General features: G+C 64.5%; 18 protein-coding genes and 1 pseudogene. 9 read left to right on the forward strand and 10 right to left on the reverse strand.

Features of this window, described 5'->3' with window-relative positions; genetic code table 11:
• Positions 1 to 190: 190 nt before the first annotated feature.
• The 5 genes from QZM35_RS26605 to QZM35_RS26625 all read left to right on the forward strand — a co-directional run bounded on the left by QZM35_RS26605 (position 191) and on the right by QZM35_RS26625 (position 5,717).
• A complete protein-coding gene (locus QZM35_RS26605) occupies positions 191 to 1,051 on the forward strand; it encodes a GNAT family N-acetyltransferase (protein WP_089476694.1) in 861 nt (286 codons plus the stop codon).
• A gap of 12 nt (positions 1,052 to 1,063) precedes the next feature.
• The gene (locus tag QZM35_RS26610) at positions 1,064 to 1,990 is read left to right on the forward strand and encodes a glyoxylate/hydroxypyruvate reductase A (protein WP_301777125.1); all 927 of its coding nucleotides are present in this window, start codon (positions 1,064 to 1,066) and stop codon (positions 1,988 to 1,990) included.
• Positions 1,991 to 2,151: 161 nt separating this feature from the next.
• A complete protein-coding gene (locus tag QZM35_RS26615; RefSeq protein ID WP_301777126.1) occupies positions 2,152 to 3,552 on the forward strand; it encodes an aspartate aminotransferase family protein in 1,401 nt (466 codons plus the stop codon).
• 91 nt (positions 3,553 to 3,643) lie between these two features.
• The gene (locus tag QZM35_RS26620; RefSeq protein ID WP_006749694.1) at positions 3,644 to 4,135 is read left to right on the forward strand and encodes an Lrp/AsnC family transcriptional regulator; all 492 of its coding nucleotides are present in this window, start codon (positions 3,644 to 3,646) and stop codon (positions 4,133 to 4,135) included.
• A gap of 109 nt (positions 4,136 to 4,244) precedes the next feature.
• Positions 4,245 to 5,717, forward strand: coding sequence for an NAD-dependent succinate-semialdehyde dehydrogenase (locus tag QZM35_RS26625; RefSeq protein WP_301777127.1), 1,473 nt, complete (start codon positions 4,245 to 4,247; stop codon positions 5,715 to 5,717).
• 227 nt (positions 5,718 to 5,944) lie between these two features.
• Here the strand turns inward: QZM35_RS26625 and QZM35_RS26630 are convergent, their stop codons facing one another.
• Positions 5,945 to 6,910, reverse strand: a complete 966-nt coding sequence (locus QZM35_RS26630) for a DMT family transporter (protein WP_089429365.1) — start codon at positions 6,908 to 6,910, stop codon at positions 5,945 to 5,947.
• A 131-nt stretch (positions 6,911 to 7,041) separates the two neighbouring features.
• On the opposite strand from QZM35_RS26630, the gene QZM35_RS26635 reads away from it, so the two are divergent.
• Positions 7,042 to 7,965 (forward strand): LysR family transcriptional regulator, encoded by a 924-nt coding sequence (locus QZM35_RS26635; protein WP_089429364.1) that lies wholly within the window; start codon positions 7,042 to 7,044, stop codon positions 7,963 to 7,965.
• A gap of 85 nt (positions 7,966 to 8,050) precedes the next feature.
• Here the strand turns inward: QZM35_RS26635 and QZM35_RS26640 are convergent, their stop codons facing one another.
• From QZM35_RS26640 to QZM35_RS26680, 9 genes are all read right to left on the reverse strand, one after another.
• On the reverse strand, positions 8,051 to 8,380 hold the full coding sequence (locus QZM35_RS26640) for a hypothetical protein (RefSeq protein ID WP_089429363.1): 330 nt from the start codon (positions 8,378 to 8,380) through the stop codon (positions 8,051 to 8,053).
• Positions 8,381 to 8,519: 139 nt separating this feature from the next.
• A complete protein-coding gene (locus QZM35_RS26645) occupies positions 8,520 to 9,014 on the reverse strand; it encodes a DUF2938 family protein (protein ID WP_089429362.1) in 495 nt (164 codons plus the stop codon).
• 154 nt (positions 9,015 to 9,168) lie between these two features.
• Positions 9,169 to 10,281, reverse strand: a complete 1,113-nt coding sequence (gene asd, locus QZM35_RS26650; RefSeq protein ID WP_217481516.1) for an aspartate-semialdehyde dehydrogenase — start codon at positions 10,279 to 10,281, stop codon at positions 9,169 to 9,171.
• 40 nt (positions 10,282 to 10,321) lie between these two features.
• Positions 10,322 to 10,759, reverse strand: a complete 438-nt coding sequence (locus QZM35_RS26655) for an acetyltransferase (RefSeq protein ID WP_301777128.1) — start codon at positions 10,757 to 10,759, stop codon at positions 10,322 to 10,324.
• A gap of 268 nt (positions 10,760 to 11,027) precedes the next feature.
• A complete protein-coding gene (locus QZM35_RS26660; RefSeq protein ID WP_089429360.1) occupies positions 11,028 to 11,612 on the reverse strand; it encodes a flavodoxin family protein in 585 nt (194 codons plus the stop codon).
• A 127-nt stretch (positions 11,613 to 11,739) separates the two neighbouring features.
• Positions 11,740 to 12,168 carry an SRPBCC domain-containing protein gene (locus QZM35_RS26665; RefSeq protein WP_089429359.1) on the reverse strand — a complete coding sequence of 143 codons (429 nt, stop codon included), beginning with the start codon at positions 12,166 to 12,168 and terminating at the stop codon, positions 11,740 to 11,742.
• The gene (locus QZM35_RS26670) at positions 12,165 to 12,488 is read right to left on the reverse strand and encodes a helix-turn-helix transcriptional regulator (protein ID WP_089429358.1); all 324 of its coding nucleotides are present in this window, start codon (positions 12,486 to 12,488) and stop codon (positions 12,165 to 12,167) included. The genes QZM35_RS26665 and QZM35_RS26670 overlap by 4 nt, the downstream gene beginning before the upstream one ends.
• Before the next feature lie 318 nt (positions 12,489 to 12,806).
• Positions 12,807 to 14,057 carry a DUF1835 domain-containing protein gene (locus QZM35_RS26675; RefSeq protein ID WP_089429357.1) on the reverse strand — a complete coding sequence of 417 codons (1,251 nt, stop codon included), beginning with the start codon at positions 14,055 to 14,057 and terminating at the stop codon, positions 12,807 to 12,809.
• Positions 14,058 to 14,472: 415 nt separating this feature from the next.
• The gene (locus QZM35_RS26680; RefSeq protein WP_301777205.1) at positions 14,473 to 15,030 is read right to left on the reverse strand and encodes a GrpB family protein; all 558 of its coding nucleotides are present in this window, start codon (positions 15,028 to 15,030) and stop codon (positions 14,473 to 14,475) included.
• A 383-nt stretch (positions 15,031 to 15,413) separates the two neighbouring features.
• Between QZM35_RS26680 and QZM35_RS26685 the strand changes: the two genes are divergently transcribed.
• The 3 genes and pseudogenes from QZM35_RS26685 to QZM35_RS26695 all read left to right on the forward strand — a co-directional run bounded on the left by QZM35_RS26685 (position 15,414) and on the right by QZM35_RS26695 (position 19,504).
• A complete protein-coding gene (locus tag QZM35_RS26685; protein WP_301777129.1) occupies positions 15,414 to 17,195 on the forward strand; it encodes an IlvD/Edd family dehydratase in 1,782 nt (593 codons plus the stop codon).
• A 33-nt stretch (positions 17,196 to 17,228) separates the two neighbouring features.
• Positions 17,229 to 18,408, forward strand: a pseudogene (locus QZM35_RS26690) (fumarylacetoacetate hydrolase family protein).
• Positions 18,409 to 18,580: 172 nt separating this feature from the next.
• Entirely contained in the window at positions 18,581 to 19,504 is a 924-nt protein-coding gene (locus tag QZM35_RS26695; protein WP_089430088.1) for a LysR family transcriptional regulator, read from the forward strand.
• Positions 19,505 to 19,507 lie beyond the last annotated feature (3 nt).

Raw genomic sequence — 19,507 nt, forward strand, 5'->3', positions numbered from 1 at the left:
GCACAGCACGAGTGGCGGGATTGACCGGCCGCGCCGGCACGATCCGCGCGTTCGTCCGCGTCGATCGAACGGGTTTGCATCGATCTCGCGGGCGCGCCCGTCAGCGGCGGAAAACAGGCGAATCGTCCTATCCGCGCCGCACCCGCGCTGGCAGAGTGAATGCGTCATTTCCACCCATCCGGAGTCCGGCGTGTCCGACCTCAACCCTTCCCGCACGCTCACCTATCGCCCGTTCGCCGACACCGACCTGCCTGCCGCCCATCGGCTGTCGGAGGCGGTCAAATGGCCGCACCGGCTCGAGGACTGGCGCTTCGTGCTCCAGCTCGGCGGCGGCATCGTGGCCGAAGACGAGACCGGCGTCGTGGGGACCGCGCTGGGCTGGCGCCTCGGCGAATCGCACGCGGCGCTCGGCATGGTGATCGTGTCGCCCGAGCGCGCGGGCGGCGGCATCGAGCGCGAGCTGCTCGCCCGCGCGCTCGACGGCTTCGGCACACGCACCGTGTTTCTGCATGCGATGCCGGGACGCGAGCCGCTGTACGCGGCGTTCGGCTTCGAGCCGATCGATACGATCAACCAGCATCAGGGCGCGGCGTTCCGGCCGCCGCTGATCTCGCTGCCGCCCGGCGAGCGCCTGCGCCCGCTCGGCACCAACGACGGGCCGCGCCTCGCCGCGCTCGCGTCGCGCGCGGCTGGCTACGAACGCGGTGCGGTCACCGACGCGCTGCTCGACGTCGCGAACGGCATCGCGCTCGATCGCGACGGCGAACTGCTCGGCTTCGCGCTGTTCCGCCGCTTCGGCCCGGGCCACGTGATCGGCCCGGTGATCGCGCCGGATGCGCTGCGCGCGCAGGCGCTGATCAGTCACTGGCTCGCGCTGAACGAAGGGATGTTCGTGCGGGTCGACCTGCCGAGCGACAGCGGGCTGTCCGACTGGCTGGACGGGCTCGGGCTGCCGCGCGTCGATACCGTCGTCACGATGGCGCGCGGCACGACGCCCGCGCGCGACCCGGCGCTGCGCGCGTTCGCGATCGTGAGCCAGGCGCTCGGCTGAACGGGACACACGATGAGCTTTCTCTACAAGGCCGACCCGGTGCGCGGCGCGCAGTGGGCGGCACGCTTCGCGCAACAGGCGCCCGATCTGCCGTTCCGGATCTGGCCGGACCTCGGCGACGCCGCGGCCGTCCGCTATCTCGCCGCCTGGCAGCCGCCGGACGATCCGGTCGCGCTGTTGCCGAATCTCGAAGTCGTGTTCTCGGTCGGCGCCGGCATCGACCAGTTCGACCTGTCGCGCGTGCCCGCACACATTCCGGTCGTGCGGATGATCGAGCCCGGTATCGTCGAAGGGATGGTCGAGTATGTGACGCAGGCCGTGCTGACGATCCATCGCGACCTGTTCGACTATGCCGCGCAGCAGCGCGAGCAGGTGTGGCACGAGAAACCGGTGCGCGCGGCCGCGTCGCGGCGCATCGGCGTGCTCGGGCTCGGCACGCTCGGCCAGGCCGTGCTCGACACGCTGCGGCGCTTCGGTTTCCCGTGCGCCGGCTGGAGCCGCACGCCGCGCACGCTCGACGGCATCGACTGCTACGCGGGCGACGCGGCGCTCGACGCGTTCCTGGCGCGCACCGACATCCTGATCTGCCTGCTGCCGCTGACCGACAGCACGCGCGGACTGCTCGGCGCACGCGTGTTCGATGCGCTGCCGGCCGGCGCGTCGCTCGTGCAAGTCGGGCGCGGCCCGCAGCTCGATGAAGCCGCGCTGCTCGCGGCGCTCGCGAGCGGCCGCCTCGACAGCGCGATCCTCGACGTGACGGATCCCGAACCGCTGCCGGCCGGCCATCCGTTCTGGACCCATCCGCGCATCCGCATCACGCCCCACATCGCGAGCGCGACGCGGCCCGACACCGCGGTCGACGCGGTGCTCGCGAACCTCGCGCGCCATCGCGCGGGCCAGCCGATGATCGGCGTCGTCGATCGCGCGCGCGGCTACTGACGTCCATGTCCGGCCGCACTGGGCGCGCAGCAGAAAATGCCGAAGCGCCCCGCACAAACGCCGCGCGCATACGTTTCGGGCCGCAAATTGAAGACGCATCCGGATTTCTCGCCCGTTAGCATGAACTCACCGCTGACACCTGACGAGAGTCCCGCCTTCCCATGAACCAAGCCGCGCTGATCGAAGCCGATCGTCAACACCTGATCCACCCCGTCGTCAATTACCGTGCGCACGAGGCGCGCGGCGTCACCGTGCTCGAATCCGCGGACGGCGTGTTCCTGCGCGACGCCGCGGGCCACACGCTGCTCGACGCGTTCTCGGGCCTGTGGTGCGTGAACGTCGGCTACGGCCGCGACAGCATCGTGAAGGCCGCCGCCGACCAGCTGGCGAAGCTGCCTTATGCGACCGGTTATTTCCATTTCGGCTCGCAGCCGGCAATCGAACTCGCCGAACGGCTCGCCGCGCTCGCGCCGCCGTCGCTGAACCGCGTGTACTTCACGCTCGGCGGCTCGGACGCGGTCGATTCCGCGATCCGTTTCATCACGCACTATTTCAACGCGACCGGCCGCCCGTCGAAAAAGCACATGATCGCGCTGGAGCGCGGCTATCACGGCTCGTCGTCGATCGGCGCCGGCCTCACCGCGCTGCCGGCGTTCCATCGCCATTTCGACCTGCCGCGGGCCGATCAGCACCACATTCCGTCGCCCTACCCGTACCGCCATCCGCTCGGCGACGATCCGCAGGCGCTGATCGCCGCGTCGGTCGCCGCGCTCGAAGCGAAGGTCGCCGAACTCGGCGCGGACAACGTCGCCGCGTTCTTCTGCGAGCCGGTGCAAGGCTCCGGCGGCGTGATCGTGCCGCCGGCCGGCTGGCTGAAGGCGATGCGCGATGCGTGCCGGCGCCTCGGCATCCTGTTCGTCGCCGACGAGGTGATCACCGGCTTCGGCCGCACGGGCCCGCTGTTCGCCTGCGAGGCCGAACAGGTCGATCCGGACCTGATGACCGTCGCGAAGGGCCTGACGGCCGGCTATGCGCCGATGGGCGCGGTACTGATGTCCGACGAAATCTACGAAGGGATCGCGGGTGACCGCGCCGATTCGCCGGTGGTCGGCCACGGCCATACGTATTCCGCGCATCCGGTCAGCGCGGCGATCGGCCTCGAGGTGCTGAAGCTCTATCACGAAGGCGGGCTGCTCGCGAACGGCCAGGCGATGGCGCCCCGCTTTGCCGCGGGCCTCGACGCGCTGCGCGCGCATCCGCTCGTCGGCGACGCGCGTTCGGTCGGCCTGCTCGGCGCGCTCGAACTGGTCGCCGACAAGGCGCACAAGACGCGTTTCGACCCGGCGCTGAACGTGCCGGACAAGATCGCGGCCGCCGCGTACGCGAACGGCGTGGTGTTCCGCGCGTTCGGCGACGGCGTGCTCGGCTTCGCGCCGGCGCTGAGCTTCACCGCGGGCGAGTTCGACCTGCTGTTCGAACGCGTGCGCGACACGCTCGACGACGTGCTGGCCGATTCGGGCGTGCAGCGCGCGCTCGACGCCGCGCACGCGCAGCCGGCCTGACGGGCCGAGGGAAAGCCGGGCTTGTGGCGGATATCTTTCGACTCTAAAGTAACCGGACATTCCATTTTTCCGACTCCCGACGCACGTGAACATGACGGACAGCAAGCTGGATCGCATCGACCTGCGCATCCTCTCCCAGTTGCAGAAGCGCGGCCGCATGACCAACGTCGAGCTGGCCGATGCGGTCGGGCTGTCGCCCAGTCCCTGCCTGATCCGCGTGAAGCGGCTCGAGAAGGCCGGCTACATCGGCGGCTACGGCGCGCACATCCAGCTCGAGAAACTCGGCGACGTGCAGGTCGTGTTCACCGAAGTCACGCTGGCCGACCATCGACGCGAGGATTTCGACCGCTTCGTCGCGGCGATCCGCAACGTCGACGAGATCGTCGAATGCCACCTCGCGAGCGGCGGCTACGACTATCTGCTGAAGTTCATCACGCGCAGCGTGAGCCATTACCAGACGATCGTCGAAGGGCTGCTCGAGCAGAACATCGGCATCGAGAAGTATTTCAGTTACGTGATCATCAAGTCGCCGTTCGTCAAACGGCACTACCCGCTCGAATCGCTGTTCGGCGAACGTCACTGACGCACCGCGCGCGGCACCCGCGAATACGGCAGCTTCGCTGTCCGTACGGGACAGTCGCGCGCCTGCCGCGCCGCCGTCGCCGCCGAACCGCTTCATCCAAGGACCTGTCATGCCGCTTACGCTGTCCCGAACCGAACTCGTTCGCACCGCCAACCTGATCGACGGCGCCTGGCGCGATGCGCTCGACGGCCGCCGCTTCGCCGTCACCGATCCGGCCACGCTCGACACCGTTGCCCACGCACCCGACAGCGGCGCCGCAGACGCACGCGCAGCGACCGACGCGGCGGTACGCGCACTGCCCGCCTGGCGTGCAACGCCCGCTCGCGATCGCGCGGCGATCCTGCGAGCATGGCACGCGGCGATCGTCGCGCATACCGACGATCTCGCGAAGCTGATGTCGCGCGAACAGGGCAAGCCGCTCGCGGAAGCGCGCGGCGAGGTCGCGTACGGCGCGTCGTACGTGCTGTGGTTCGCCGAGGAAGCGACGCGCACGTACGGCGACATCATTCCGCAGCAGCAGCGCGGCAAGCGGCTGAGTGCGGTGAAGGAGCCGATCGGTGTCGTCGCGGCGATCACGCCGTGGAACTTCCCGCTCGCGATGATCGCGCGCAAGATCGCACCGGCGCTCGCGGCAGGCTGCACGGTCGTCGCGAAGCCGGCGGAGGACACGCCGCTCACCGCGCTCGCGCTCGCGTTCCTCGCGCAGGAAGCGGGCGTGCCGGCGGGCGTGCTGAACCTGATCACGGCGTCGCGCGAGCGCGGCATCGACGCGGCCGCCGACTGGCTCGCCGACAGCCGCGTGCGCAAGATCACGTTCACCGGCTCGACGGCCGTCGGCAAGCTGCTCGCGCGCGATTCGGCCGCGACGCTGAAGAAGCTTTCGCTCGAGTTGGGCGGCAATGCGCCGTTCATCGTGTTCGACGACGCCGAGCTCGATGCCGCGGTCGACGGGCTGATGGCGGCGAAGTTCCGCAACGGCGGGCAGACGTGTGTATCGCCGAACCGTGTGTACGTGCAGGCCGGTGTTTACGATGCGTTCGCGCAGAAGCTCGCCGCGCGCGTCGCCGCGCTGAAGGCCGCGCCGGCGACCGACCCGGCCGCGCAGATCGGCCCGATGATCAACGCGCGTGCGGTCGACAAGATCGCGCGCCACGTCGGCGATGCCGTTGAACGCGGCGCGCGCGTGCTGACGGGCGGCAAGCGCCTGACCGAGCTCGGCGCGAACTATTACGCGCCGACGGTGCTCGCCGACGCCACCGCCGACATGCAGCTGACCTGCGAGGAAACCTTCGGCCCGATCGCCGCACTGTTTCGCTTCGATACCGAGGACGAAGCCGTCGACGCCGCGAACGACACGCCGTTCGGGCTCGCCGCGTATTTCTACACGCAGGACGTGCGGCGCATCGCGCGCGTGTCGGCACGGCTCGAAACGGGCATCGTCGGGATCAACGAAGGCGCGCTCGCAAGCGAGGCCGCGCCGTTCGGCGGCGTGAAGGAATCGGGCTATGGCCGCGAAGGTTCACGCTATGGGCTCGACGATTACCTGTCGATCAAGTATCTGTGCCAGGGCGGGCTGGACTGAGCCGGCGGACGCGCGCCGTCCGCGACGACGGCATTGCGCTGCCCGGCCGGAAAGCGCACGTTGAAACAGGAACCGATCGGTCCATATCATGCGTTCCATTCCTGAACACCGCATCGTTTGCGAAACCGATCCGGGCGAGCGCTGCGGATCGGCTGCCCACTGACTGATATCGGGCTCACTACGCGGATGGGGAGACGCCCTGCGTCGAGAAACAACCGCTTGACGCTTCACAGCGCTTGGCGTTCTCGACGTTCGTACGTCAGGTGGCCAGCCGTTTTCGACTCCTCAACTTCCGAAATGGCATCCCGGTTGCGCCGATCCTTTCCGTGAATCGATGCCAGCAACGATGCGAGGACGATCAGCCCGCCGCCGATCGATGCGAGCACGGATACACGTTCTCCAAGCCATGCACATGCGAACACGGCACCAAAAACCGGCTCGCTGCCCATCAATAGCGCGACGCGTGTCGGGGTGCTGCGACTGACCGCGTAGTTCTGCACAAAGAACGCAAACAACGTGCAGCCGACGACCAGGTAAACGACGATCATCCAAAAAGTTTCATTTCCGGCGAATGCAGGCAAGGGCTGCCATTGCGACCTCGCGACGCTCACGGCGAGCATGGCGCAGCCAAGCGACACGACGCCGGATTGCACGGCCGTCATTGCCAGTGGAGACACGGCCTGATTCTGCATGACGCGTTTCGTTGCGCACACGTTGATCGCGCGTAACAGCGCGGCAAGTACCACCAGCGCATCACCCGGTGTGAAATGGAATCGCCCTCCTCCGAGCAGAAAGGCGCCCAGAACGGAAAGTCCGGTTGCCGCCCACTCGATACCGCGCGGCATGCGTCTGAGCCATGCCCATTCAACCAGCGGCGTCATCACCACGCACAGGCTGATCAGAAACGCAGCGTTCGAGGCGGTCGTCATCCCCACACCGAACGTCTCGGCCAAGAAAATCCCGAGCAATACGCACCCGGCACCGACGATCCTGCCCCACTGAGAAAGCGACAACCCGCGTATCGACCACAGGGATGGCGACAGCAGCACGAACGTGATGCCGAAGCGCAACGCCAAAAGAGCTAACACCGGGTAGACGACCAATGCGCTTTTCACCACGGCATAGCTGGTGCCCCAGATAAAAGCCACGACAAGCAACAACAGATCGGCAGATATATTGAACCGGAAGCGCATGACGAATCTCCCACACGAAAGATCCGCATTGTCCGGCAGTGCACCGACAGTGATAATCCGGTCGAAGCGAACAAGTTTTGTGCGTCTCGCGCATAAATTGAACGGACATCCCGCCTACCTTTGCTACCCCCATGACACCGACCGAACTTCTCCCGTTGTTGCCGGATCTCGCTGCCTTCGCCCAGGTGGTCGAGGCCGGTAACTTCTCGGCAGCCGCGCGGCCGCTTGGCACGACACCTTCGACAGTCAGCCGTCAAGTGCAGCGGCTTGAACGAGCGCTGGGCGTGAGATTGTTCGAACGCTCGACCCGACGCATCCGGCTGACGGAGTCCGGCATGCAAATCTATCGTTACTGCAGGGACATGATGGAGGCAGCGTCCGGAGCCGTCGACGCGGCAAGCCAGCTGACAGCGCAGCCACGCGGCCGAGTCAGCATCGGCGCGCCGATTTCGCTAGCGAAGAGCCTGATTCACCCGAAGATTCCAGGATTCTTGCGCGCCTACCCGGAAGTAGAGGTCAAGGTCATATTTGACGACCGCGATCTGGATCCGATTCGTGATCATGTCGATCTCGTCGTGCGGCCAACCCCGAAACCGCCACAAGGCCTTGTCGCAAGACAACTCGGCACGGTACGGTGGATGCCGTGCGCCTCTCCCGGCTATCTGCGTGCACGAGGTATGCCCGTCGTTCCAGACGATCTTGCGCAGCATGATTGTCTATTTCTCGGCGATGCACCGGACGACAATCGGTGGACGTTCCGGCAAGGTAACCAAGTAGAGACCGTCGATGTCAAAGGACGCTATATCGCGAATGATGTGAGTGCACGGCGTGAGGCTGCACTGGACGATTGGGGCGTGGCAAGCCTGCCGGAGTTTGCGATAGGGGACGATCTCCGCGCCGGCACGCTGGTACACATCCTGCCCGAATGGCTATTCGAGCCGCGCGCCTACAGCGGGCCAGTCTGGCTCCTGTATCCGCCGAATCGGCTCCTTCCGCCGAAAGTTCGAGCGTTAATTGACTGGCTCGTCGAGCAGTCCGGTTGCCCACTCGACTGAGTCCGCACGCCGAAAACCCCAAGCATGTCAGCGAGCAACGCTGGCCCTGCCTTGTTTTCACGTAAAGCACGTCATGCAGCGGCGCCTAGGGTTTCCTGTCGTGCACCATCCGGAGAAATTGCCACACATCCATATTCAGCGGCTTTCCGGTTGCCAAATCGTCTTTCACGTACTGACACACGCGTTCAGCACGTTCCTGTGCGAGCTCGCCAGTATCGAACAGAATGACATCGTCTGCTTCAGGACGAACCTGAATCTCCCAGCCTTGGAAACCGGGTAAGTGGACGTACAACTCCCCGCTTCCCAACTCGGCAACCACGAAGAATTTCTTGACCAGCATTCCTTCGTCGTTTTTTGTCCGGCCGATACGGAACACTTCGTTGGCGACTTCGACTTTCACAACGTTCTGCATCATTGCAATTGTTACCGGATAAACACCCCAAAGAAGCTGGCGGGTCTATTGAGCAACACTCATCTCAAGACTCGTGATCGATTCGTGGAAGCGGCCGAAAAGTACATGCCGGCATGATTGCTGCCTTCACCCTCGACCTTCCTTAGCGCATCACCGCCGAAAAGAAGATTGCGCCGATGTAGAGCGCAATGCCGTAGTACAGGTGCGAGATCACGCCCTGGCGACGTGCCGCCCAGGGATCCGGCGTCCGCGAGCACAGGACACCCATGCCGAACGCAGGAACGACGATGAAGAACGGCACCGCGAGCGTCAGAAGACCTGCAGCGATTGCAACTGCCCACGTCGGATTGGCAATCCAGTCCGTGCCGCCACCAAGCAGGATCGGCAAGAAGCCAAACGCAGCGCCCAATGCGTAATGTGCGATCCAGCCGATCGCTTTTTCGCCCGGAATCGGAGGCGACGCGAAAATCGGCTTGTGGAAGAATTGTCCGCGTGCCATGTGCCCAATCCAGCGGCCCACGACATCAAAGCCGTAGTTCGGCAGCTTGAACGCCTTTTCGAGGAATATGGCCCACAAATCCGACAGCGCCGTGGCAATCAGACCGATAAAGACGCCTGCGATGATGATGTCACTCATGTTTTTTCTCTCAGGATTCTAGACACGAGGCGTGTCGACGCCACCTGCATCGGGTGAGGCGTTCCACGTATCAGGACGAAGCCATCATCGAAGGATCGAACGATGGCAGTTCACGTCGCTCCGCCATCGCTGAAACGCCCTGCTCGCTCGACGCCTACTGCGCGTTCAGAATCATGTTCAGCACGCGTCGCAGCGGTTCAGCCGCCCCCCAGAGCAATTGATCGCCCGTGGTCAACACGCTGTACATCCGCGGCTCGACGTTGAGGCGACGCAGTCTGCCCACACCGATCTTCAGCGATCCGCTGACGGCGGCGGGCGATAATCGATGGATCGTTTCCTCCCGGGTGTTCGGCACAAAATCGACCCACTCGTGTGCCCCGCGAATCAACCTTTCGAGACGATCGAGTTCGACGTTCTCCTTCAGCTTCAGCGTGATCGCGGCCGAGTGGCTCTGCAGCGCAGCGACGCGAACGCAGAGTCCGTCAACTCTAATCGTGCCCGGCGGCAGCCCGAGAATCTTGTTCGTCTCGACTTCGCCCTTCCATTCCTCGCGGCTCATGCCATTGCCGAGGTCGCTGTCGATCCACGGAATGATGCTGCCCGCGAGCGGCGCGCCGAACGCTTCGATCGGGTAATCGCTGGCGCGCGATGCTGCCTGTGCTTTCGCCAGCACGTCGAGCACGGGCGTGGCGGGTGCGGCAAGATGGTCGTCGACCCGTCTGGCGACGGCCGACATCTGGCCGAGCAGTTCCTTCACATGCTGTGCGCCGGCGCCCGACGCCGCCTGGTACGTCATCATGCTCATCCATTCGACGAGTCCGGCGCGAAACAGCCCGGTCAGGCCGATGAGCGAGAGCGTGATCGAGCAGTTGCCGCCGATATAGTTGCGCACGCCCGCGGCGATGCCGGCCTCGATCTGCTCACGGTTGACCGGGTCCAGCACGATGATCGAGTCGTCATCCATCCGCTTCGCGGACGCCGCATCGATCCAGAAGCCGCTCCAGCCCGACGCGCGCAGTAACGGATAAACCGCCTTCGTATAGTCGCCTCCCTGACAGGTGATGACGATATCCATCTCGCCCAGTCTTTCGACCGAGTTCGCGTCGAGCAGAGCGTGCTCGACGCCAAGCGGGTCACGATACGTGCGCCCTGCAGCGGACGTGCTGAAATACGTCGGCGATATTCTGGAAAAATCGCCCTCGTCGCGCATCCGCTTCAGCAGCATCGAACCGACCATGCCGCGCCATCCCACCAATCCGACCTTCATCATTGCTTCTCCTGCTTCATTGAAATCATGTCGATCCTGTTCAACCTTGGTATTCAAGATGAATCAGCGGGTACGGCCTGCCTTGATCGTCGACGGGGGAACGGCCAATGCGCCGGAAGCCCAGGTTTTCATAAAACCCGATTGCCTGACCGTTCTGTTCATTAACGTCAGTCGTCATGTTCGGGTGAAGCGTCAAGCCGTGGCGAACCAGCGCCGCGCCAATGCCAGTCCCTCGACACGCCGGATCAACGAATAACGCCTGCATGTGCCCGTGTTCGATGAACATAAAGGCCAACGGATAATCATTGGCATCGACGGCGAGCCAAAGCGGCACTTGAGGCAAAAAGCCGCATACCATCTCGTCAATCGCGCGGCGATCCTCCGGTGACAAAAAATCATGTGTCGCATCAACTGCACGCCGCCAGATTTCCACTGCGCGCGCACTGTCTTCGGGCCGAGAGACCCTGATCTCACTCATTTTCATATTCGCAGTCGTTGAATAATTCAAAACCCGTACGACGCAGGTTTCCACTCTCGATCAACCCACGGCCACCTTGACCGGCCGCCCGTGGCAGGCCCCGATGAATATTTCGGATGACTCATTGGCTGAAACCCGCCCGTACACGCCAACCGCAACGATGGGGCGAAACCGGCCGGTTCGGGAGACGGCAGCGCTCAACGCGACGATCCCGCCATCGCGTAGCCCGCGACCGTCCTCGCGACCACTTGCCGTTACGTGACAACCTTCAAGCCCGCCCACGCATCAGCTGCATGGCGACCTCTGCCACGCGTTGCCCCAGATGGCTTGCCGTCGCCAGATCCGCTTCCGGTGGCGCGATATCGGCCGCCTGATCGACGTTGGATTGCGCCCCTGCACCGAGCCAGAATCCGAGACGGTTCAAGTCCTGATCCGAGCCGGTCGTCGAATTGTTCGCGGGCGGCAGTGCAAGGTTGACCCAGTGCATGCCGTGCTGGGCGGCAAACAGCGCAATCTGGATCAGGGTGGCAAGCTTGTCGCCGGCGTGAGCGCCCGAGTTTGTAAACCCTGCGGCGACCTTGTCTTTCCATGCGCCTTTGGCCAGGACCGCATTCGAGGTCGCCTCCTGAAAAGTCTTGAATGCTGCAGACACGCTGGCCATATAGGTGGGCGAGCCGAAGATGATGCCGTCAGCCAATGCCAGATCGTCCCAGCGAGAAGACGCCTCCTCGGTGGTCAAGAGAAGCGCTTCCGCGCCGTGAATGCGTTCTACACCGGCGCGCACCGCATCAGCCTGCCTGGCAGTGTGGCCATACATGCTGTGATAGATGATTGCGATTCGGACAGTCGACATACCTGCTATTCCTTTGGACGTACGGCCGAAGCCGATGGCTCGCGACGGGCAAGCATTACCCCTGGGGCCGGCCAGCAGGCAGGCCCCATCGGGAAGAAAACAGAGCGTTGATGTTCAGTCGCCGGAACTAGCCGATGAGCTGATCCAGTTTGTCCAGAAAGCGCGGCCAGGCCGCGCCGAGGCGCACGTAGCTGAGTGCCGTCGGAGACGGAAAACCCGACTGCTCCATGTGCAGCAAGGTGCCGCCCTCATGTGGCGTCAAGGTCCAGGTGACGATCGTCTTCAGACCGCTCGCGGATTCCGTGCCATCGCCCCAGCGATAGCTGAGCAGCCGTTCCGGCTCCACCGCGATGACCTGGCAATTCGTGATACCCGACCATCCGGGCAACGGCTGCGCGCGCAGCGTAAAGCGGTGACCGACCTCAGGCACAAAGTCGTTGGCCATCAGCCACTCCTCGATCAACCACGATTGCGTGAGCGCGCGCCACACCTTGTCGGGCGGATGCCGAAGATTCCGCTCCACGACCAGGCTGTGCGATTCTCGCGATGCCGTCATGTGTCTATCCGGTCCAGCAAGTCCGACAACGCGTCGATTCGATCCCGCCAGAAGACGCCGTAGACACCGATCCAGTCGACCAAGGGCGCGAGTCCCTCCGGTCGGGCACGGTAATAGGTTTCTCGTCCTTCCGGGCGCCCTTCCACCAGCCCGGCCTGTCGCAAGACGGCCAGATGCTTGGACACGGCGGGCTGCGATACGCCCGCATGCGCGGTCAATCGTCCGACGGTCTGCTCGCCTTCATGCGAAAGCCGTTGAAAGATTGCCCGGCGGGTCGGTTCGCCCAACGCGGCGAACAGGTCGTTGGCAGTAGGGTCCAATGCATAGCTCAAAAGTTATGAATCTCAATGATAACCGTAGAGTTATAGATTTTCAACCCTGCCGCCCGATGTTTGAGCGGGCAATCGGGGCGTAGTGGCAATGTTCTCGAGCGTTGATCCCGATGCCGGGATCGGCATGCGACAGTGAATGGCCGTTCCGGGGCGACGCGAACGGCGCTGAACGCGCCGTTGCGGTCGGTGCGATGCACTCGTTGTGATGCACGGAAGCCCAGCGATCGCACTCAAAGCGTATAGACATCCACTGACGCCAAGTTCACCGATCATTCGATTGATTGCAGGCGGCCGGACCGACCGTCGTTAGCTGAATCGACGGCGTTGCACCGGTGTGCAATCGTCATCCAGGGCCCAGTGGGTGGTGCGCGGCAGTATCTGTGTGCCGCCTACCCATCGCGGTACGTCGCAATGATCCTGCCAATTCGCGTTTGCTTGCAGCACCTGCTCGCCAAGCGGCGTCAGGCCAACGATGCACCTTTCGCGCTCGGGATGGTCGTCATGGATCTTGATCAGCGGACGGTCGCCTTCTGCCAGCGGGCGCATCATCGCATGGAACATTGCGTCACCGAGGAACGGCAGCGGATCGCGACACAGGTTCAACTCGGCGAACACCTGCGACAACGCAAGCCCGTCACCGTCGCGAATGATCTCCAAGGCGAGTCTTTCCGTCAGACCGAGGCCATCACGTACCGATGGCAATTCCTGCAACTGGCGTTTCAGTGCCGGGGCCAACAGCGGAAGGCTGGGACTCGCCTCTTTGCAAAGCGCGGCCCAGGCAAGTGGAGTCGCATCGCGATAGGCGTCCCAAGCCTCGCGAGCGAGCGAGAACACGTCGTCAGTCAGCTCACGACGGCGTGGCCAAAGCCACGCAAGCACCTGCGGCGCCAATTGCCCCATGCCGACGAATCGATCGACGCCCGGCACGCTGTCGACCTCGACCAACTCCAGCGATTGCGGCCGTCCCGTCATGTTGGCAAGCACAGCTATCAGGAAAAGCTGATCGTAAGCATCCGCTTCGCACCACAGTACGGCGTGCCTGGCCCGGGACAGCTGCGACAACGCGCCATACTCGGTTAGCGCGCGCCGTCGAACCGTCGCCAGCGGGATGCCGAAACACTGGCTGATGAATTCGCAACGCGTGTCGATGAATGCTTCCGGCTCCAACCTGGGAACGGGTCCCATGCAGTACGGATCGGCGAACACGTGGAATTCCCCCCGAAACCCGGCCACGCCCAGACCATGCGCGATGTCGTTGCCACAACGCCAGTGCTGGGTATCAGCCGTGTCATTGGCGGCAAATTCCGGATGCCGTGCGGCGAACTCGATGGCATCCGCATGAGACTTGAGTTTCGGCCAGCTGGCAAATCCCAGTTCGCGAGCGATCAGCCATTGAGCGTCAGCAAGCACGGGGGAAGCCGCACGACGCAAATTTTCGCCTGGTCCGCCAACCGGAATTCCCGCCTGGAGCTGCTTGAGAAGTTGCTTGGCACGCTTGCGCTGCCGAACGAGGTCGATGTGACCGTTTTGCGCCGTGGCGCGAGGATCTTGAGGCATACGATCTCCAAAGGCAGCCGTATCCGCTTGTCGGCTGGGAGTCGCATGAATATGCGGTGAGACGGTCGACCTGGGTGTGAACCCTTTCCGCGGAATGGAGGCGCGGTGATACGCCGCTGCTGACTGTATCACAAGCACAAACAAGTTGCCGCATCGTCGCCCGATCGATGTCGCGCGAATCGACCGGGGAGCTGCCCCGAGGGACGCTCGGCGACTTCGTTGGCGAGGCATGCGATTGATCGGCCGATGAAAAAGAAAAGAAAAACTGTAGCGCGGGTACTGCCAGGTTGTTGCGAGGCCGGCAAATATCAGAGCCCCTCCAATTAACTTCACCTCCATACCATTTCAATCAGTCGAATCAGACTTCGGCAACCCGTGAAACTCGAATATTCTTCGGTAAATTTCCTCAACGGTATCACGCTTTTTTTTCGTTGTAAGATTGAACATTATCAACGCGATTTTTCGCCAGCGCTTTCGTCAGTGCGTAGTGCTGTCGATCTTCAGGGTGTGAGCAAAGCCAGTCCCGAAAGAGAATGTGACGAACATGCTCCGGGCAATTCGGGCCAAACACATGCAGATTCACGCGCGGCGAATCCAGACGAAGCATCCGATGCTGATACCACGACAGTTCACGAACCGTGAGCGTATAACCCATCGCCTCCAGCACGGGCACATACAACGCTTCCGCGTGCGGATTCTCGACTATCAAATCGATGTCGATGACTGGTTTCGCGGCGAGCCCAGGTACGGCAGTGGAACCAACATGCTCGATGTTCAAAAAATTTCCCGCCAGAGCGGTTTCAATGTCAGCTTTCAGCGCAAGAAATAATTCCGGCCACTTCGAATCATATGGTACTACCTCGATCGACTCGATCTTTGGTACGCCCCAAACCCACGGATTCTCATTCGGGTCGCCGGTCTCAAATACAGTTATCTCATCCGATAACAGCCGCGAACTATTGCTGCCTACCATATCGATCACCCTCTTCAGTTTTCCGAATTGGCTATTGTCGCATCACTCACCCCCGGACAATCCCTCCGCACACAAAACCGCACAATTTTCGATATACCCAGAGGACAAACGCTGCACATAAAGCATAAAAAACACAATTACCGGATAAAACCCAATTAGATCTTTTGTGAAATATTTAACATCGCCCCAGCCAGATCATTGATGGCTAATTTTATGGCGAACGCCGCAGGGAAAGAACATGAAATGCTCCAGCAAGCATTTCCGCCACTCTGCAACCATATTGGCATTTAGGCTGCAAAAACCCCGTGCTAACATCCGCTCGATGTTACCGGTACCAATCCGGTGCGCAACAATGAACGAGGCCCCTTCGGAGACAGCCCGCCATGTCACAGCCCCCTCGCCGCCTGCGCAGCCAGGAATGGTTCGACGATCCCGCGCATGCCGACATGACCGCGCTCTATGTCGAGCGCTTCATGAACTACGGGTTGACGCGCGAGGAGTTGCAGTCGGGCCGCCCCGTGATCGGCATTGCGCAGACGGGCAGCGACCTCGCGCCGTGCAACCGCCACCACATCGAACTGGCCGAGCGCACGAAGGCGGGCATCCGCGACGCGGGCGGCATTCCGATGGAATTCCCCGTGCATCCGCTGGCCGAGCAAAGCCGCCGGCCGACCGCCGCGCTCGACCGCAACCTGGCCTACCTCGGGCTGGTGGAAGTGCTGCACGGCTTTCCGCTGGACGGCGTGGTGCTGACGACCGGTTGCGACAAGACCACCCCCGCCTGCCTGATGGCGGCCGCGACCGTCGACCTGCCGGCGATCGTGCTGTCGGGCGGGCCGATGCTCGACGGCTGGCACGACGGCAAGCGCGTCGGCTCGGGCACGGTGATCTGGCACGCGCGCAACCTGCTCGCCGCCGGCGAGATCGACTACGAAGGCTTCATGCGGCTGACCACGGCCTCGTCGCCGTCGATCGGCCATTGCAACACCATGGGCACCGCGCTGTCGATGAACAGCCTGGCCGAGGCGCTCGGCATGTCGTTGCCGGGCTGCGCAAGCATCCCCGCCGCGTACCGCGAGCGCGGCCAGATGGCGTACGCCACCGGCAAGCGCGCGGTCGAGCTCGTGCGCGAAGACGTGCGCCCGTCGGCGATCATGACGCGCGCGGCGTTCGAGAATGCGATCGTCGTCGCGTCCGCGCTCGGCGCCTCGACCAACTGCCCGCCGCACCTGATCGCGATCGCGCGCCACATGGGCGTCGAACTGAGCCTGGACGACTGGCAGCGCCTCGGCGAGTCCGTGCCGCTGCTGGTCAACTGCATGCCGGCCGGCGAATACCTCGGGGAGAGCTTCCACCGCGCCGGCGGTGTGCCCGCGGTGCTGCGCCAGCTCGATGCGGCCGGCCTGCTGCGGCGCGACTGCGTGACCGTGTCCGGCCGCGCGATCGGCGAGATCGCCGACACGGCGCAGGACGCCGACCACGATGTGATCCGCACGCCCGACGCGCCACTCAAGCATGGCGCCGGCTTCATGGTGCTGTCGGGCAACTTCTTCGACAGCGCGATCATGAAGATGTCGGTGGTCGGTGAAGCGTTCCGCCGGACCTATCTGGCCGAGCCGGGCGCGGAGAACACGTTCGAGGCCCGCGCGATCGTGTTCGAAGGCCCCGAGGACTACCACGCGCGCATCAACGATCCCGCGCTGAACATCGACGAGCGCTGCATCCTCGTGATTCGCGGCTGCGGCACGGTCGGCTACCCGGGCAGCGCGGAAGTCGTCAACATGGCGCCGCCGGCCGAACTCGTGAAGCGCGGCGTGAGCTCGCTGCCGTGCCTGGGCGACGGGCGCCAGAGCGGTACGTCGGCCAGCCCGTCGATCCTGAACGTGTCGCCCGAGGCGGCGGTCGGCGGCGGCCTCGCGCTGCTGCGCACGAACGACCGCATTCGCGTGGACCTGAATCACCGCAGCGTCGACGTGCTCGTGGACGAGGATGAACTCGCGCGCCGTCGCGAGACGGCGAGCTTTACGGTGCCGCAGGCGCAAACGCCGTGGCAGGCACTCTATCGCCAGTTCGTCGGCCAGTTGTCCACCGGCGGCTGCCTCGAACCGGCCACGCTGTACCTGAAGGTGATCGAGCAGCGCGGCAACCCGCGCCATTCGCACTGACCCTCCCTGCCCACGACCCTTGCCGAGCCGACCATGCGTACTCTTTCCGTTTCCGACTGCCTGCCGCACGACCTGGCGCAAGCGCTGCTGATCGGCCGTGTGTGGCGGCACGACGGCGCCCATGCGGGCCCGAGCGTCGTTGCCGTGCGCGACGGCGAAGTGATCGACATCACGCACCGTACCGACCACCGCGGACCTGTTCGACCGCCCCGACGCCGCCGCCCTCGCCCGCACGGCGCCCGGCGAATCGCTCGGCCGCGTCGAGCCGCTGCTGCAGGCGGCGCTCGACGGCACGCGCGGCGCGACCCACCTGCTCGCGCCGTGCGACGTGCAGGCCATCAAGGCCTGCGGCGTGACCTTCGCCGTCAGCCTGATCGAGCGCGTGATCGAGGAACAGGCCGGCGGCGACCCCGTGAAAGCAGCGGACGTGCGCGCGACCATCGCGGCCACCATCGGCACCGATCTGTCGAAAATCGTGCCGGGCTCGGACGCCGCGATGCGGCTGAAGGCGGAACTCGAGCGCCGCGGCGCGTGGTCGCAATACATGGAAGTCGGCATCGGCCCTGATGCCGAGGTGTTCTCGAAGGCGCAGCCGATGTCGGCGGTGGGCTTCGGCGCGGACGTGGGGCTGCTGCCGGTATCGGTATGGAACAACCCCGAGCCGGAGATCGTGCTCGCGGTTTCCAGCGACGGCAGGCCGGTGGGCGCGACGCTCGGCAACGACGTGAACCTGCGCGACATCGAAGGCCGCTCGGCGCTGCTGCTCGGCAAATGCAAGGATAACAACGGCTCGTGCGCGATCGGCCCGTTCGTGCGGCTGTTCGACGACGGCTTCACGCTGGACGACGTACGGCAGGCCAGCGTGTCGCTGCGCGTCGAAGGCGCGGACGACGGCTTCGTCCTCGACGGCATCAGCCACATGCGCGAGATCAGCCGCGACCCGGCCGACCTCGTCGCGCAAACCTGCGGCGCGCATCACCAGTATCCGGACGGCTTCATGCTGTTCCTCGGCACGATGTTCTCGCCGATCCAGGACCGCGACGCGCCCGGCGGCGGATTCACGCATCACCTGGGCGACCGCGTCACCGTCTCCACGCCCGCACTCGGCGCACTCGTCAACACCGTGCGGCTGTGCACCGAGATCGCGCCGTGGACCTTCGGCGTGCGCGCGCTGTATGCCAATCTGGCCGCGCGCGGCCTGCTTGCGCCGTAAGGCCCGGGGCCGCGACGCCCCACTCGACATCGACGCACGGTGGATCGACGGCTAGGCCGCCCCTCACGCACGCGGTTGCGATCAAGGGTTGCGCGGATGCGTGCCGCGCCGATACGGTCGGCCCGGCGAAATCATGCAAAATACGCCCCATCTGAGATGCGGAGACGCGCCCGTGGGGATCAACTTCGACTTGAACGACTTGCAGGCGTTTCGCGCGGTCGTGGAAACGGGCAGCTTCCGAAAGGCCGCGGAATCGGTCAGCATTTCCCAGCCCGCGTTGAGTCGCCGGATCGACAAGCTCGAGGAAGCGCTCGGCGTGCGCCTCTTCGAGCGCACCACGCGTCGCGTGGCGCTCACCACGGTCGGCCGCGTGTTCGCGCAGAGCGCCGAACAGCTGCTCGACGATCTCGACGCGGCCCTTCTCGGCATTCGCGACGTGTCGTCGAGCCGCCTGGGCCATGTGACCATCGCGTGCGTGCCGTCGGTGGCCTACTACTTTCTGCCGGCCATCATCGCGCGCTATCATCAGCGCTTTCCGCGCATCCGGGTCAAGCTGCTGGACGCGAGCGCGAACGAGGTGCTGGGCGCCGTCATCAGCGGCGAAGCCGATTTCGGCGTGAGCTTCATGGGCAGCCAGGAAGCCGAGATCGAGTTCAAGATGCTGCTCCAGGAGCGGTTCGTCGCCGCCTGCCGCCGCGACCATCCGCTCGCGCGCAAGAAGCGCGTGACCTGGAACGAACTGTACGAGCACGATTACGTGTCGGTGGACAAGACTTCCGGGAACCGCCTGTTGCTCGACCAGGCGCTCGCCGCCGTGGCGCCGCGTGGGCCGAGCGTGTGCGAAGCGCGCCACGTGACGACCCTGCTCGGCTTGATCGAGGCGGGGCTCGGCGTCGCCGCGGTGCCCTCGATGGCGATGCCCGGGCACGACCACCCCATTCTCACGAGCGTGCCGCTCGTCGAGCCGGTCGTCAAACGGCGCGTAGGCATCGTCAAGCGGCGCGGACGGCCACTCACGCCGGCCGCCGAAGCATTTCACCGGATGATCGTCGACGCGAAGCGTGACGGCATCGCAAGCAGCGATGCATCGGTGTGACAA

The organism is Burkholderia sp. AU45274, from assembly GCF_030482505.1.
Taxonomy (GTDB): domain Bacteria; phylum Pseudomonadota; class Gammaproteobacteria; order Burkholderiales; family Burkholderiaceae; genus Burkholderia.